Source organism: Serratia aquatilis (genome assembly GCF_044865145.1).
Taxonomy (GTDB): domain Bacteria; phylum Pseudomonadota; class Gammaproteobacteria; order Enterobacterales; family Enterobacteriaceae; genus Chania; species Chania aquatilis.
Window position 1 is genome coordinate 1,011,073 of sequence record NZ_CP173186.1, and the last position, 15,976, is coordinate 1,027,048.

The window sequence follows — 15,976 nt, forward strand, 5'->3', positions numbered from 1 at the left end:
GGCCAGCCTAGTAACCCATGGCCAGCATGAAGCGATGTCGATGTCTGATCGCGTCGCTCTGATGCGTGAAGGCAAGGTGCTGCAGTTGGGCACTCCGCAGGAAATTTATCGCACACCAGCGACGTTGGAGGTCGCGCGCTTCGTCGGTTCGCCGCGTATCAACACCTCGCAGCTCTTGCTGCTTATCACTCCATCCGGCGTGTTGTTGATGGCATTGCTGGTCTTGCCGCTGGCGGCGGTGGCTTTGGTATCGTTGACCGACTGGCAATTTGGTGCACCTACGCTGAATTGGGTAGGGGTGAACAACTACATCAGCTTGTGGAGCGATCCGGTGTTTCGCCAGTCGATGGCAAACACGCTGCTCTATCTGTTCATCGTAACCAGTGGTTCATGGCAAGGGATTTCATTTTCTACGCTGCGCGGTACCAATCACCAGGTTGCACTGGACCTGAAAGCAGAAGGCAAGGTTCCCGGAAGCCACGAACCTGCGCAATATGGTGTCGTACTGGTAGAGAGTGAACAAATCACCGTTCATTTACATGATTTTGACGACATCAGCCCGCGTTTCTGGCTGTAAGCCTGTTGATATACTCAAAATAATTCGAGTTGCATGTAGGCGGCAAGTCCGAGAGTCGCCAGGAGCATAGCCCACTATGTGACTGGTGCGAACGGGCGCAGCCAACATCCATGCAACTTGAAGTATGACGAGTATAGACATCAATAAAAACTCACCCCGGCGATGTTGGCCAGGGTGAGTTTTTTTAGCGCTGAATACTTTTTTCTCGCCACTGTAACCGGAGCACACCGGGCGCGAAGTTAAGAGGCTAGGCAGAATAAAATATCAAGCGTCAGGCGCCGATCACGCCCCCGTCTTCACGGGTGATCATGATCACTGAAGAACGTGGGCGCGGGCTGTTGTTTGGGAAGTGAGAATCCCCTTCCTCTCCCGGGTGCTGTACGTTGACAAACATCGTCTTATAGTCGGGAGTGAAGGCGAGACCGGTCAATTCGCACGACTTTGGCCCAACCATAAATCGGCGGATTTCGCCACTTTGCGGATCGCCCACCAACAGCTGGTTATTGCCTTGCCCTTGATAATCGCCTTTGTTGCTGTATTTACCATCGGTAAGGATCCACAGGCGTCCCGCCTTATCAAATCCTAAACCGTCGGGGCTGTTAAACGTATTTTCTGCGGTGATGTTTGGCGTACCACGGTTAACCCCTTCTGGATATGCAATAGGGTTGCCGCCCAGTACATAAATGTCCCAGGAGAAATTCTCCGCAGTTGCATCACCGCCTTCATCCCAGCGAATGATCTGGCCGTAAACGTTGTTAGGGCGAGGATTAGCCGCGTTCAGCGGCATACCTTCTTCGCCGCGTTTACTGTTGTTGGTCAATGTGCAGTAGGTACGCCCGTCATGCGGATTGATAGCAATCCATTCCGGGCGGTCCATTTTTGTTGCCCCAACCTGTGACGCTGCCTTGCGTGCAAAGATCAACACTTCGGCCGCATCACGGAAACCATTTTCTGGCATAAGGCCATTTTTACCAAACTCCAGCGCGATCCAGCGGCCTGTTCCTTTCAGAGGCGTGCCGCTAGCGTCAGCGTCAAACTGTGCCACGTACAATGTACCGTCATCCAGTAGGCGATGATTTTGCGCCGGATTGGCAATGTCGAATTTGTTTTTGGAAACGTATTTGTAGATATGCTCACCGCGCTCATCATCGCCCATATACACCACCAAACGGCCGTCTTTGGCTACCGTTACAGCGGCGTTTTCGTGTTTAAAACGGCCCAGAGCGGTATGCTTTATCGGCGTAGCGTTAGGATCCATCGGGTCGATCTCGACGATCCAACCAAACCGGTTGAGTTCATTTGGGTTCTTCGCCACATCGAAACGTTCGTCAAACGACGACCAGTTGCGCTCCGGCTCGTTGGCTTTGAGCGCATAGCGTTTTTGTTCCGGGGTAGTTTTATAATCCGCCTGCTGGGTACCGAAATAGGTTTCGAAGTTTTCTTCGCAGGTCAGGTAGGTGCCCCATGGGGTTTTTCCGTTGGCGCAGTTATTGAGCGTGCCCAGAACTTTACGGCCTGACGGATCGGCGGCGGTTTGCAACAGTGGATGCCCAGCGGCAGGGCCGCTGAATTGCATTTCGGTATTGGCGGTGATGCGGCGGTTATAGGGCGACGGGCGCTCAACTTGCCAGCGTTGGCTATCATCTACGCGTTTTACCGCAACCACTGATACACCATGCGCTGCCTGAGATTTGCGAACGTCTTCCAGGCTGGTCGCTTGGCTACCGCCATGGGCAAACAGGTATTGCTCATTAACGTATTCGTTGTTGATCGCCATCACGCCATGGTTGTCGTCAATGGGGAAAAAACTCATGCCATCATTATTATCGCCAAACTGTTTTTCTTGTTCGGCTGCGCTGTTGCCGCCGTTGGGATCGAACGCTACTGCGCCATTCACCAAGGGGTCACCCCATGAAATAAGCACCTCGGTTTTATAACCAGGGGCAATCACAAGGTCATCGGCAGTGGAGGCCGCAATGCCTTTAAAGCCTAATAGTTTACTGGCGGGCTGGTTGTCCGCTAGTGCCCCAGTAGAAACACTCAAAATGCTACCACCAAGGAAACTGGCTACGCCAACGGCACTGGCACTGCCCAGCAACAATTTACGACGGGTAGGGTCGATTAAATGGTCGGTAGTTAATTGCTCTATTTTATTCGTCATGATGTTCGCTTCCTATAGTTTGCGCCACGAGCAAAGTTCACCTGAGTTGCCGGGCCATCAAGTTTAAGGACCAATAGTAATCAGATGTTGTGACGAAAATGTTACAGGCAGTGTAAGAAAGCAGTTAATGCTAGCTGATGGATTTTTTGGCCCCATGTTCCTCTCCACAACCCAGGGAAAGTGCTGGTTGTTAAATCGTGAAGAAGGTGGGCCAGACGGACTTACAAGAATGACGCTAGGCTGTGTCCCTTAATTGCCCGTGGTGCCGTCGCAGACCCAAAAGCCCGTTATCAAGGCGGAGGGTGAAGGGCAGAGTGGCCCTCTGTTCAAGCCCGACAACACAGAAAACGGGCTTTTGGGGCGCGACCCTTCGGGCTGGGGCCATTTGCGGGCATTGCGGCGTTGTTCGCCGCTTATTTGGTCCACCAAACCTCGCGGCTCACGCCTTGCCCTGTGCGCAAATGACCGCCAGCGGCGCTCGCGTGCAATTAAGGGACACAGCCTAATCCCGCTATGCTCAATGCCTGCCAAATGCATAAAGGGGAGCGGTATTAAGCACTGCCTACAGCACCAACTCCGTCTGCATATCAAACAGATGACACTGCTCCATATCAAATACAAACCTTGCCGGTTCGCCTGCCAACTGTTCGGATGAAGGGTAGTGAGCGGTTCGTACAACGAAACGATCCGCCCCAAGATGAAAGTACAGATAATTTTCGTTGCCCATCACTTCCACCGTATCCAGCACTGCCGCTACGGCGTTCACCATGGGCTCGGTATCGCGCTCGTGGTAAGCGATGTGTTCCGGGCGGACCCCTAACCAAATCTGTTGCTCTACCCGGTCGCGCAGCCGCAGCGCTTTTTGTTCCGGTAATACCAGCAAGGCTCCACAGTCCGTTTTGAGGCCGATGTTCGCGCCATCCATCACGATCCGCACCTTGAGCATATTCATGGCGGGTGAACCGATAAAACCGGCCACAAAGCGGTTGGCAGGGTACTGATACAGCCGCAAAGGCGTATCAACCTGCATCACCTTGCCATGATTCAATACGCATATCCTATCGCCCAGCGTCATGGCCTCGACCTGATCGTGCGTCACGTAGATCATGGTGGCCTGCTGCCCCTCGGCACGCAGATTACGGTGCAACTGGGCAATATTACTGCGGGTGGTTACGCGCAGTTTGGCGTCCAGATTCGAGAGGGGTTCGTCGAACAGAAAAACCTTGGGTTTGCGCACCATCGCCCGCCCCAGAGCGACGCGCTGACGCTGGCCCCCTGATATTTCACCAGGCTTTGCATCCAGTAAATGGCTGATATCCAGCATTTCTGCCGAGTGTCGGATACGTTGTTCAATCTCTGCTTTGGCGATTTTTTGCTGGCGCAGGCCGAATGCCATGTTCTCATGCACACTCATATGCGGATACAGGGCATAGTTCTGGAATACCATCGCAATACCGCGATCTTTCGGCGGCAGATCGTTGACTCGCTGGGGGCCTATCTCGATATCACCGCCGGTGTTCTCTTCCAGCCCAGCAATCATACGCAGCAGGGTAGACTTGGCACAGCCCGATGGGCCGACCACTACCATAAACTCCCCGTCATGGATCGTCAGGTTAAGGTCCTCTACCGCTTTAAAGCCGTTAGGATAGGTTTTTGCCACCTGAGTGAGTCTGACTTGTGCCATGTAGCCCTTTCTCCGTTTTTAATGTCTTCCTGATTGCCTCATCCATTGGCGGAACAAGGCATAATATTCAGTCGATATTCAATGTGGCCATTAACTCACCCCAGGTTCTGAGTTTTGGAGTGGTAAACTCGGCCTGTCTGCCATTAAAAATGGGGTTGATCATGCCTTCCAACGTGCCGTCCTGCCTGCGGATATCAATGCGCATCCAATGACGTGTGCACATGTCAATGCTGAAAGAGACGGGGCTTGTTGATAAAACGCACTGCTCGAAAATGTCGCCATCCAACACGCATTGGGCGTAATATTGCTGGCTGTCATCGGTCACCGCGAGCGATACCTCTATCACCACTGCACCAACGTCTTGCCCTGGAAGAACCGCCCCCTGGTTGTACTGGAACACCAGACCGCAGCGGCGTTCAAAATAGACCCGCCCCTGTCGCAGACCTGCCAAAATAGCGCTGCCACTGAGTTTATCGGCATACACCAAGGTGCTGGGATCGCCATAAATGGAGGGCTCGGTGGCCTTGGGGTTTCGTTCGTGCGGCTCCAGGTGGGCGTCGCTGCCGCCAACGCCATAAATCTTCAGTCCTGCTTGCCACATCCCGGTGAAGACTTGTAATGCGATTTCGATACTCTGAGCAGCAGTCGACCAGGTTGGATCGTTTATGATCTCAATGCCGTGAACCTGTGTCAGATCAAGAGAAGCATATTTCCAACACCATGGATTCAGCATCGGGTGGTTGATACACACAAAGCTGTTGCCGTCCGCCAAACTCAGCCCCTGCTCGATCAGCCCTTGGCTTGAATAGTCCGCATTGTGCATATCCAGCGTGCGGCAAGGCCCGTGGACATTGAAATGCCCTTCGTCGGCAGTCACTTCCAGGCTCGGTAAAAACAGCGTCTGGGCACTTTGTGGCAGTTCGGGGTGGCATAGGTTGTGCTCGGTAAGGAATAAAAAATCAAGCTGCTGTGACTCGGCGATCCTCACCGCTGCTGCCAGCGTATTACGCCCGTCCGATAACGTGGTATGGGCATGCAGATCGCCGCGATACCATGCACGCTCGCTTTTCAGCGATGCATCATAGTCAAAGACGATCTGCCGATCGGCACGCAGGTTGGCGCGCATAGTGTTCATCAGCGGGATAAGTGGGATTTCAAGCGGATCGAAACTGATGTTCACCTGAAAAGGCATGGCTTTGGGTTTACGGTGCTCACCCTCCAGGTTATATAGGTGCAATTCCCATTCCCCTTCAGGGATATCCCCCGCAATCGCTCCGAATGAAACATCGGTAAGGCTGAGGGCGATGGTCTTGATATTCTTTTGAAGAATTAAAGCGGCACGTAACTGTTGCCGTGAGTCATACAGATAAGCATAAATAAAGCCGGTAATTATCGTGGTTCCCATCATGCCAAGATGAGTGGCCTCTTGGGGAACGGTGAACGAGATCACTCGGTGACCAAAACACATTTCATTTTCAAAATTCAGCATATGCTCTCCTTCAAAGACTGCCCACTACCGATTGACTTTATTCAGCTCACGCTGAGCCTTTTGTGCCGCTTCTTTCAGCGCAGTTTCCGCCGGAATATTCTCTATCTGCACCTTGTCGGCGGCGATAGCTAATGCATCCAGGATTTTGCCGTTGGTTGGATCAACCAGATCGGAAGCGGCAGTGCGGGCCTGTAGTAAGGGCATTAGGGCGTGAGGGTTTTTCGTGGTGAATTCGTTGTATTCAGCAACCTGCTGAACACTTTCCCGTACCGGGATATAACCGGTGTACATTGACCAGCGAGCGGTATTCTTCGCCGAGGTGTAGAAACGCAGGAATTCAAATGCTCCCTTGGCGACCTCGTCAGCGGTATTCTTCGGGATCACCATCACTAAGGCACCGGCCTGAGGGCGAGCCGGATGATCGCCCCAACCTGGTTGTGGTGCGGCAGCAATACGGGTGAAATCCAGATCGCCCTGATCGCCGGAGGAACCGGTATAGCCTAAGGCACGGCCTTTCATCACGTCATCAATGGTTTTATACCAGTATTCCCATCCTTGGCCGCCGTGATGGATGCGCATAACCTTGTCTTGGTGTAGCCACTGACGAAAACCCTCCCACACAGTGACCCAGGCAGGGGAGTCGATCAGCACGGTTTTACCGTCGGCACTGATAAACTCAGCACCGTTGGACAGCGCGGCATCGATCATATTGTTTTGGCCCCACATAGGTTCCCAGCCGTAGAAAACGGTCTCGCCTTTGTCATTCTTTTTTGCCACCTGTTTGGCGACGTCGGCCAGCCCTTGCCAGGTTTTCAGTCTCTCCGGATTGATCCTTTTTTCTGCCAGAAGGTCTTTGTTGTAATAGAGGATCTGTGTCGTGCCGTAAGCGGGCAGACCATAAACGCCACCATCTTTGGCCGTGACCTGAGAGCGGAATGCCGGGATGAATTCATTAAAATTGAACGATTCGTCGATATAGGGGCGCAAATCACGTACTAAACCCCTTTTCGTCATCGATTCCGCCTGTGACGAACCCAACAGTGCCAACGCTGGGGCAGTATTAGAGGCTAACCCCGCCTGTAGTTTTTGAAACGTTTCACTGTAGTTACCCTGCAACGATGGCTTGATAACATATTCCTGCTGGCTCTGATTAAACTCGTTAATCAGTGTGATCATCATTTCCTGCGGTTTTATGCCACCGGAATACCAGAATGGCACCTCAACGGCTGCTAATCCGTGCAGGCTCAGCATGCATCCGCTGAGGAAAATACCCAATGACGCAATCTTCATTATGACTACTCCTTTACGCCCGTGTCGCTGAGGCCAGATAGAATGGTTTTTTGACAAAACAGAAATAGAACAAGCAGTGGTAGCACCGTAATCGCACTGGCTGCCATAATTTGCGACCAATTCAGCCCGTATTGCCCTTCGGCAATAAAGAATCGGCGGATGCCGGTGGCGATCAGATCGCGTTCAGGTGAAGAGATAACCAGGTTTGGCCAGAAATAGTTGTTGTAATGACTGATAAACGTTAACAGGCCGAGCGTGATCAAGGCTGATTTACACTGTGGTAATACGATGGCACAGAGTATTTTAATTTCACTGGCACCATCGATACGCGCAGCCTCAATCAAAGAACCGTGTATTTTTAGAAATACCTGACGCAGATAAAATACACCGAACAGGCTGGCAGCGTTGGATATCACCAAACCAAGGTGGTGATCCAGTAAACCCAATCTGGCCAAAATAATATAAGAGGGGATATAACTTACCGCTGCTGGCATCATGTAACACAACATAACCGCGCCGAAAAACAGACCAGCGTAGCGAATACGCAGTTGTGTAATTGCATAGGCGAACAGGCTTGAGTTGATTAGGGTAATTAACGTGATCGCCAAGGCTACGGTAAAGCTGTTAATCAGGTAAGTAGCGAAAGGGGCGGCGTTGAATGCGTCAATAAATCCCTGCAGGTGAAATGTATCAGGTAGCAATTTCAAGGGATGATTAAATATTTCATCATTGGTTTTCATGGAACCAAGTAGCATCCACAGGAAGGGAAACACCATGAGGGTTCCTATACTCAATAACAACAGATGCCTGCCTAGCGTCGTTATTGTGATGTCCACTCGGTAACGCCGCTGCGGTTTATCCTTAGCTGGTTGTAATAACTCAGCAGGGCTATCGCTGACGGTTAATGCGGTGCTGTAATTATCCATAGAGTTTCTGTTGTCCTGAATTTAATAGTAAACCCAGCGTTTACCCATATATATATTGATTGAAACCAGTATTGCGGTAATAACAACAATGACCAGCGAGGTTGCTGCCGCCGGGCCCATATCGTAGCGATCAAATGCCTGTTGAAAATAAAGATAGAAAAGCGTTCGTGTTTTTCCGCTTGGGCCACCCTGAGTCAAGATCTGGAATTGATCAAACGCTGCCAATGAATTAATCATATTTATGATAAGCAGGAAAAATGTTGTCGGGGATACCAGCGGCAGTGTAATTCGCAGCAAGCGAGTCATCTTGCTACAACCATCAATCATTGATGCTTCATACAGCGACTCTGGGATTTTACCCAGTGCACTGATATAAAAAAGCATCGTCCAACCCACGGATTGCCACACTGTCACTACTATCACCACAAACATGGCGCTGTTACCCTGCTCTAACCAGGCAACAGGTTCAACCCCTATCGCCATCAATAGTGAGTTAGCCAGCCCATTTTTCGATTGAAATACCCAGGCCCAGACGATAGATACCGCCACCGTTGGTGTGATCCACGGGGAAAAAATCACTGCACGGTAAAATTGGCCACCCGCGAATTTCTTCTGTAGTAACAATGCCAATAGCAGCCCTAATAGGGTGGTAGGTAATACCGTGCCTAAGGCAAAGAACAGGGTGTTTTTTAAGGCGTTGATAAACTCACTGTCTTCTATCATCGCTGTATAATTTTCAAAACCGACATAATGATAGGCAGGGGAAATATAATCCCAGTCAGTAAAGCTGATATAAATGCTACAGATAAAGGGGAATAACCAGAAGACCGCCACAGGTAGCATGAGGGGAAGGATGAATAATAGATTGCGTAGTATATTATTTTTCATGCTGTTGCGCCCTTCATGAAAACTCAGGACGCCAACTTTAGATTGTAATCATTAAGTATAGGTGAATTTAAAATTAAGGATTTATGACCTAAAAATAAGCAGTTGAGTGAGTATATGAAGAGACTGTAATTTAAATTGTGTAATTGCCTGTTTTTGATATGTTCTTCCTGACAATGGAGACAGGCAAATTATGGACGAAAAGAAACTTAAGGCACTCGCTGCTGAGCTGGCCAAAGGCATTAAAACAGAAGCCGATCTCAATGCGTTTTCTCGTATGTTGACCAAGCTCACCGTCGAAACTGCCTTGAATGCCGAGCTGACTGACCACCTCGGTCATGAAAAAAATACCCCTAAAAAAGGCTCGAATACCCGTAACGGTTACTCGTCTAAAACGTTGCTCACTGATGATGGTGAGTTCGAACTGAATACACCCCGTGACCGTGAAGGCTCCTTTGAGCCCCAACTGATAAAGAAAAACCAGACGCGTATCACGCAGATGGACAGCCAGATTTTATCCTTATATGCCAAAGGGATGACGACGAGGGAAATCGTCGCCACGTTCAAGGAGATGTACGATGCCGACGTGTCGCCCACGCTGATATCCAAAGTCACCGATGCCGTTAAAGAGCAGGTTACCGAGTGGCAAAACCGGCCACTGGACTCACTGTATCCCATTGTTTACCTTGACTGTATCGTGGTGAAGGTGCGTCAAAATGGCAGCGTCATCAACAAGGCCGTGTTCCTTGCCTTGGGCATCAATACCGAGGGTCAGAAAGAACTTCTGGGCATGTGGCTGGCAGAAAATGAAGGGGCCAAGTTCTGGCTTAACGTGTTGACCGAGCTAAAAAATCGGGGGCTTCAGGACATCCTGATTGCCTGTGTAGACGGCCTGAAGGGCTTCCCAGAGGCGATAAACAGCGTCTATCCGCAAACCCACATCCAGTTGTGCATTATCCACATGGTGCGTAACAGCCTGAAGTACGTGTCGTGGAAAGACTACAAAGCGGTCACCAGCGGGTTGAAAACGGTGTATCAGGCCCCGACAGAGGAAGCGGCACTGATGGCGTTGGACAAGTTCGCGGGTGTGTGGGATGAAAAATACCCGCAAATCAGCAAGAGTTGGCGTACTCACTGGGAAAATCTCAACACGTTCTTCGGTTATCCCGCGGATATCCGCAAAGCGATCTACACGACCAACGCCATAGAATCGCTGAACAGCGTGATCCGTCAGGCGATAAAGAAACGTAAAGTGTTCCCGACAGATGACTCAGTGAGAAAAGTGATTTATCTGGCCATCCAGGCGGCGTCGAAAAAATGGAGTATGCCGATCCAGAACTGGCGGTTGGCGATGAGTCGTTTTATTATCGAGTTCGGTGACCGCTTAGACGGTCACCTTTAATAGGTTGGCAGTTACACAGAATTATGGACAGGCTCATATTTAACGGCGACTATCATCTTTAATCATCATCATTTCTCATGTCACCGGTATAGAATCCATAGCCGCTGTGACCGTCTCTCCATCCGTCTTTGTGTTGGGGCTCTGAGTTGTTACTCGATTTTTGTCTTGAGCTGGCTGTAAAAATAAATGTTAATACAGAAAATATCATTTTTGCGGCTTCAGCTAATCCTTTGGTGATAAGAGTCCAGATATCATCCTGCTCGTTTGATTCCTTGTTGGCCATAATCTTTCCCTCGTGGAATACTATGTTGCTGGTTTTATCGCCAATAGATTACTTCAGGGAGCTAATTTCGACAAGCCATTTGCCGTTATCCACAAATCCATCATGAGGTAAAGCCAGTGAACCAGACCCCATCAAAGGGGCTAGTGAACGGGAGCGGTTCCAGGGCGTGACAAGCCCTGGAACACCGATTGTGGAGTTGTGGGTAAGATTAATGCCTGAATTATCTTAAAAAATCACTGACTGGATGTGTTTATAAAAAAGTATTAAATATCCTTCTTGATTTCATGAGTACGTATTAATTGCATAAATTCGATGAAACAAAAGTCTGAATGCTGTTTAGAACAGTAATTCATTATCACTAATAAAGAAATCATCTGTTTTTTCATATTGTTTTAATAGAAAGTTAATACTACTTCTTTCAGTTAATGGCCTGTGTTTACACATTTCTCGTAGCGTTATTAATGCCGGGTAAATGTTGCCGTATTTAATTGTAAACTCATCAATGAAATTAGTGAACTGACATGCCTGAGCATATAAACAGAGGGCTCCTCTCCACCAATCATTTTTAAGTAAAGGTAGAATGTCAATTGATCTGTTTTCAATAAGCTCTTGCGAAGCTAGATGCTCTTGATATCTTAAGTGACCAAGTGAGTATGTTTCTGATAAGGAATCGAAGACAAGTATATTGCAAGGACTGATTAATTCATTTACAGTCAATTCGCAAGATAGATCATCTAAATTAAATGTTCCATCTAACTGTAGGAATTTTATTATTTTTTCTTTTGGTGCGGAGCGTAAGTTTCTCTGATGGAGCGCATAACCTATTTTTATTGCTGATTTCCTTAAAATGCTCTGAGGCAACTCCGTTCTTTTTATATCTTTGTAGTTATCATACATACCACATAGTAGTTCCAGTCGCTTAGAAAAAATCTCACTCTCTGTCGAAGGAATCTCTATACCTTTCTCTGTCAAATCACATAATAATGTTGCTAAAAGAGGTGTCTTAACTACTTCAAAAAATGAAGAACCAGTTAGTCTGGAAATTAGTGACTCCGCTAGGTTTTTATTTTTTTCAATAAACCATCCTCGTATAAACTTGAATAATTGTTCTTCATTAAAAGGGAGTAAAGTGATACCTAAGAAATTAATTTGAGAAAGATAACTTACACAATCTCTACTGGATATTATAATTTGTATTCTTTTGAACTTTTTTTTGAAATCATTTATGGCTAAAATTATTCCGCTAAATTTACTATATGCTTCATCCAAGCCATCTAAGATTAATTTTAGTCCTTCCTCCTGAGAAAAATGTCTTTTTAAATCCTCTAGGTTTCCATTGTTATTGACAACCCCCCTTGAAATGAGAATTAATTCGAGTATTAACTCGGAACTCTCTTTCTTTTCCTCTAAAGAGATGTTTACTTTGTTAATTAACCTATTCAATGCTAAATATATAACTGACTTTGGGTTTCTTTCTATTAAAATTTTAGTATATGTTTGAAGAGTTGTTGTTTTTCCTGCGCCAGCACCACCGTAAACCGCAATATCGTTTCGAGTGTCAAAAATATTAAATGGTGAAATTGATATTCCATCTCGTTTGGTATTGTTACTTTTAGTTATATCAATTAACTCTTTTACAGTATTATCTTTATTTAAGAAAATATCCAATACATTAAGAACATCCTGTGTGTCTTTTAAGAAGGACATAATGTTAGTGCTTTCATTCCCACAATTTATCTCCTTAATGCTTTTTTTATAGGATGTGGTTTTTGATTTTACCCAGGTGTTTATTTTAACTGATGCAATGGAAAACGAAATATACGGCTCGCCAATATATTTAGATTGAAGGGAAGATAGCTCATTTTCTGCTTGTAGTAAGTCGGATAGGATATTTGTGTAACTAATGAATTTAGGAAATGCACTATGGTTGAATTTTTTTGCTAATACATCTATTTTATTGGATTTTATATGATTTTTTAATTTACTCAAGCTTTCAAAAGAAAAGCCTGCATCCTTTTCATTTTTAAAAATAAAATAAGTGTTTGTGGAGAGCTCTTTCAATAAATCGCCAAGATCTTTATTTTTATTGGCTTGGAGGGCAGCGTGGGACGCTTCCTCAATTATTCTAAAAATGCCTTCTTTTAAACTTAGTATTTTATTACTGATGTCATTGATATCATCTTTTATTTCTCTATTTTCTTTAGATTTGTGCTTTTTTAATATTTCCTTATATTCGGACTCGGTGTCTTTTATATCCTTGGTCAGTGGGGAGAAACAAAGGATCTCTTCCAACGGTTGAATTACTTCACGTTTTAAAAAGTCCCATTGATTTAGCGTCAATATTTTTTCTTCACTTGAAAATAAAATATCACTATCTAACAGTATATTACTATCTACTGAACCCATGAAAAATGCCAAATCGTTATAACAGTTAACATTGTTAAACAGATCTTTTTGGTTAAGTGCACTGATAAGCTCAAGGTTTTGTAGTTGGCTTATGTCTTGTATTAACATCTTGCTTTCAATGGGTAATATAGATGTTAATATTTCTGGATTATATTCCATTATAAGATTGATTGTTTTTGGACCGTCAAGGATTTCAATTGATTTATTTTCAACTCTAAGTTGTTCATGTATTTCATTTAAAAGGCGATTGCTAACTTGGTAGGGGGTGGCAAGATACACATAATCCGGTTTTTTCTCCTCTCCATTATGTAGTTTTATCTTTTTTGTAATACACTGTCGAAGTTGGGTAATTAGATCTGATAATATTGCTTTTTCAGATGTATTTGCTTTTTCACCAATTTTTTTAGTTTGAATAACATATATACTGTCTCCTTTCAATGGGACTTTATATAATGCTATTAAATCCTTACCTTGTTCATAAGGGCCACCAACAAAGTCTACTCGATAGAACCCCATTGATTCAAATAGTGGCTTAAGCACTTTCTTTGAAAAGTCATCTTCTTTCATTTTTTGTATTGTGTTTAGGTATATGTCTAATTTATTATTCAAAATAACACCACTCCATTGGGAAAGTAAGCGAATACAATATATAAAATTAGTAATGGTAAAAAATTGATCCAGCACCAGTTTTATTAAAGCTGTTAGACATTTTCGAAGTGATTACAAAAATAATGCTTGCGTTTCATATTATTAAGATGAAAACTGATTGATAGACTAATCATAAACAACATTGGTTTATTGATAACAAAGTTGAGGGGAAGGTTATATTGAAATGTTAACAATATGAAAGTACTATACTCATGTCGTATCGTTGTTATCAACAACCCCCAATGCTGCCATGACCTGTAAGGCAGCGCTGTAAAGCGGTCAAACCCCAGTTGCCTAGACCTGAAATGCAACGCTTTTAGAGCGGTAACCCCCCTGAATCTTTGAGAGCGGGGATCGCAGCTTACTGCGATGAAGGTACGTTTATCCCTCAAATGATGACTTCTCCGCACTGGAGAACGTCCAGATCAATGCACGGTTTCCTGGGTTTACGTCCAGCTATCCCGGCAACATTTGCGGCTCTCTGCAAGGCCAATTGGAACATTTGGCATCTGCTAGAGCAGCATTTGGCGCGGGATTGGCGCAGCGCGTCACTTGTGTCAATGCAACGCATTACCAAGTGACGCGCGAAGCGCATAACGGACAAACCCTCGTAATACGGGCTTTACCAACGTCTTCTACGCTCTGACCGACACGTAGTACCTTGGCCGAACCAGGGGCTACGGAACGTCCAGCGTAGTAAAAGGCCATTTTTTAAACCATCGCGTCGTAAAAACGGGGTAACCCCATGAAGACGCTTATCTATGAAATAAAGGAGAATAATCGACTCGGTAACGATGGCAACATCAGCGAAAGCTGATGGATGGAGGTGACCTGGCAATAGTCAGGTACCGGCGCAAGCCGCAAGCAGCTCAGCGAGCTGTGGATACCTCACAAGAACTCAACATTTTGCCACCCCGATGCACAGTTATCAGTCGAGCCGCAGGAAGCGCAAATCAAACCGTGTCGTCGGGGCCAGGATGTATAACTGTCGTGCTGAACGTTGTTCAGACGTTTTGTCGTATATCAAAAATGCAGTTCGGTACGTCCTTCATCCTTCGAGGCGAAGGCGGTAATGTCGTGCGTTTTTCAGGACGAAGGGAGTAGGGGGATGTCGAGAGCCAATAAGCAGTTAAGTAAGCAATTGATCACATTGGCCCGAAAGTCAGGGGGGAGTTTTAAAACAGTTTCAGATCGCGCAAGAATAGCGTCTCGTTTCGCAGAAAGTATGTTGAAATTAAATATACAGATCCGCGATGTGAACAATATTAAGACCAGCCATATCGAGTTGTATATTAAAAGTCGTCAGTCAGAAAATATCTCTAAACGGACGATGCAGAATGAAATGGCGGCTATCCGGGCGATATTCACCACGGCAGGTAGGACGAAACTCGCCGATCCGGATCACGAGCGATTAAGTAATTCAGCGCTCGGCTTGTCTGGGGCCAGTCGTGACGGTTCAAAAGTTGCTATTTCGGACGAGCGCTATCACACAGCGCTCGTCCATATACGTGAAAAAGACGAAGGTGTCGCTGCCGCAATGCAATTGGCGCGTTATTTAGGATTAAGAACGGAAGAAGCTGTGCAGTCTGCTAAATCATTAAAAACCTGGCGGCAGGCATTGAATAAAGGCGATGAGCGTATACGGGTTGTATTCGGAACCAAAGGTGGACGCCCGAGGGATACCACGGTTGTGGATCGCGAAACGGTTATTCGTGCAGTCAATGAGGCGATAAAATATGTTGATAAACACAATGGGCGATTAATAGATAAGCCTAATTTGCACTCTGCTATTGATCGATATAGAAATACGCTCAAAGAGGCCGGATTAACGGGGAAGGAATCTCCGCACAGTCTGCGCTATGCCTATTCCAGAGAAGCGACGGAATATCATATGAATAAAGGATTGAGCCGAAAAGAGGCGGAAGCAATGGTCTCAATGGATTTAGGGCATGGGGACGGGCGCGGGCATTATGTTGCCAGAGTTTATAACCGAGTGAGTGATGATGAGTCCTGACAGTGTCAACGGTAAGTATTTATGCAGAATGGGGCTTGTCGGCTACGTTTGAATTGTGTACGATTTTTCATGCTAACCCGTTGTCTACGACAACAGCCAATGTCCTGGTGATTTGAGAAGGACGCCTTCGGGCAATCACAAGCCAAAGCGACCTTAACCTGAGAGGACGCGCTCTAGAGCGGTAACCCCCCTGAACCTTTGAAAGCGGGGA

Annotated in this window: 11 protein-coding genes; 3 read left to right on the plus strand and 8 right to left on the minus strand. The window is 46.5% G+C overall.

Annotation, left to right across the window (positions count from 1 at the left end; all coding sequences use genetic code 11):
* The first annotated feature begins 40 nt into the window (after window positions 1–40).
* A complete protein-coding gene (locus SAQUA_RS04595; protein ID WP_380676064.1) occupies window positions 41–577 on the plus strand; it encodes a hypothetical protein in 537 nt (178 codons plus the stop codon).
* A gap of 271 nt (window positions 578–848) precedes the next feature.
* Here the strand turns inward: SAQUA_RS04595 and SAQUA_RS04600 are convergent, their stop codons facing one another.
* From SAQUA_RS04600 to SAQUA_RS04625, 6 genes are all read right to left on the minus strand, one after another.
* On the minus strand, window positions 849–2,738 hold the full coding sequence (locus SAQUA_RS04600; protein WP_380676062.1) for a PhoX family phosphatase: 1,890 nt from the start codon (window positions 2,736–2,738) through the stop codon (window positions 849–851).
* A gap of 562 nt (window positions 2,739–3,300) precedes the next feature.
* Window positions 3,301–4,422, minus strand: coding sequence for an ABC transporter ATP-binding protein (locus SAQUA_RS04605; RefSeq protein WP_380676060.1), 1,122 nt, complete (start codon window positions 4,420–4,422; stop codon window positions 3,301–3,303).
* Between the two features lie 67 nt (window positions 4,423–4,489).
* A complete protein-coding gene (locus SAQUA_RS04610; RefSeq protein ID WP_380676058.1) occupies window positions 4,490–5,911 on the minus strand; it encodes a CehA/McbA family metallohydrolase in 1,422 nt (473 codons plus the stop codon).
* Window positions 5,912–5,935: 24 nt separating this feature from the next.
* The gene (locus tag SAQUA_RS04615; RefSeq protein ID WP_380676056.1) at window positions 5,936–7,201 is read right to left on the minus strand and encodes an extracellular solute-binding protein; all 1,266 of its coding nucleotides are present in this window, start codon (window positions 7,199–7,201) and stop codon (window positions 5,936–5,938) included.
* Window positions 7,202–7,206: 5 nt separating this feature from the next.
* A complete protein-coding gene (locus SAQUA_RS04620) occupies window positions 7,207–8,127 on the minus strand; it encodes a carbohydrate ABC transporter permease (RefSeq protein WP_380676054.1) in 921 nt (306 codons plus the stop codon).
* A 21-nt stretch (window positions 8,128–8,148) separates the two neighbouring features.
* Window positions 8,149–9,015: a carbohydrate ABC transporter permease gene (locus SAQUA_RS04625; RefSeq protein WP_380676052.1), complete on the minus strand. Its 867-nt coding sequence runs from the start codon at window positions 9,013–9,015 to the stop codon at window positions 8,149–8,151.
* 190 nt (window positions 9,016–9,205) lie between these two features.
* Between SAQUA_RS04625 and SAQUA_RS04630 the strand changes: the two genes are divergently transcribed.
* Window positions 9,206–10,414, plus strand: a complete 1,209-nt coding sequence (locus SAQUA_RS04630) for an IS256 family transposase (protein ID WP_404413008.1) — start codon at window positions 9,206–9,208, stop codon at window positions 10,412–10,414.
* Between the two features lie 58 nt (window positions 10,415–10,472).
* Here SAQUA_RS04630 and SAQUA_RS04635 read toward each other — a convergent pair whose 3' ends face one another.
* Window positions 10,473–10,697 (minus strand): hypothetical protein, encoded by a 225-nt coding sequence (locus SAQUA_RS04635; protein ID WP_380674183.1) that lies wholly within the window; start codon window positions 10,695–10,697, stop codon window positions 10,473–10,475.
* Window positions 10,698–11,033: 336 nt separating this feature from the next.
* On the minus strand, window positions 11,034–13,712 hold the full coding sequence (locus SAQUA_RS04640) for a hypothetical protein (RefSeq protein WP_380674182.1): 2,679 nt from the start codon (window positions 13,710–13,712) through the stop codon (window positions 11,034–11,036).
* Window positions 13,713–14,859: 1,147 nt separating this feature from the next.
* Here SAQUA_RS04640 and SAQUA_RS04645 point away from each other — a divergent pair.
* Window positions 14,860–15,765 carry an integrase domain-containing protein gene (locus SAQUA_RS04645; RefSeq protein ID WP_380674181.1) on the plus strand — a complete coding sequence of 302 codons (906 nt, stop codon included), beginning with the start codon at window positions 14,860–14,862 and terminating at the stop codon, window positions 15,763–15,765.
* Window positions 15,766–15,976: the final 211 nt, after the last annotated feature.

Excerpts from the sequence above, each read along its gene's own strand:
- SAQUA_RS04615 (WP_380676056.1), bottom strand. The coding sequence starts at position 7,201 with ATGAAGATTGCGTCATTGGGTATTTTCCTCAGCGGATGCATGCTGAGC.
- SAQUA_RS04625 (WP_380676052.1), bottom strand. The coding sequence starts at position 9,015 with ATGAAAAATAATATACTACGCAATCTATTATTCATCCTTCCCCTCATG.
- SAQUA_RS04635 (WP_380674183.1), bottom strand. The coding sequence starts at position 10,697 with ATGGCCAACAAGGAATCAAACGAGCAGGATGATATCTGGACTCTTATC.
- SAQUA_RS04610 (WP_380676058.1), bottom strand. The coding sequence starts at position 5,911 with ATGCTGAATTTTGAAAATGAAATGTGTTTTGGTCACCGAGTGATCTCG.
- SAQUA_RS04595 (WP_380676064.1), top strand. The coding sequence starts at position 41 with ATGTCTGATCGCGTCGCTCTGATGCGTGAAGGCAAGGTGCTGCAGTTG.
- SAQUA_RS04600 (WP_380676062.1), bottom strand. The coding sequence starts at position 2,738 with ATGACGAATAAAATAGAGCAATTAACTACCGACCATTTAATCGACCCT.
- SAQUA_RS04630 (WP_404413008.1), top strand. The coding sequence starts at position 9,206 with ATGGACGAAAAGAAACTTAAGGCACTCGCTGCTGAGCTGGCCAAAGGC.
- SAQUA_RS04605 (WP_380676060.1), bottom strand. The coding sequence starts at position 4,422 with ATGGCACAAGTCAGACTCACTCAGGTGGCAAAAACCTATCCTAACGGC.
- SAQUA_RS04620 (WP_380676054.1), bottom strand. The coding sequence starts at position 8,127 with ATGGATAATTACAGCACCGCATTAACCGTCAGCGATAGCCCTGCTGAG.
- SAQUA_RS04645 (WP_380674181.1), top strand. The coding sequence starts at position 14,860 with ATGTCGAGAGCCAATAAGCAGTTAAGTAAGCAATTGATCACATTGGCC.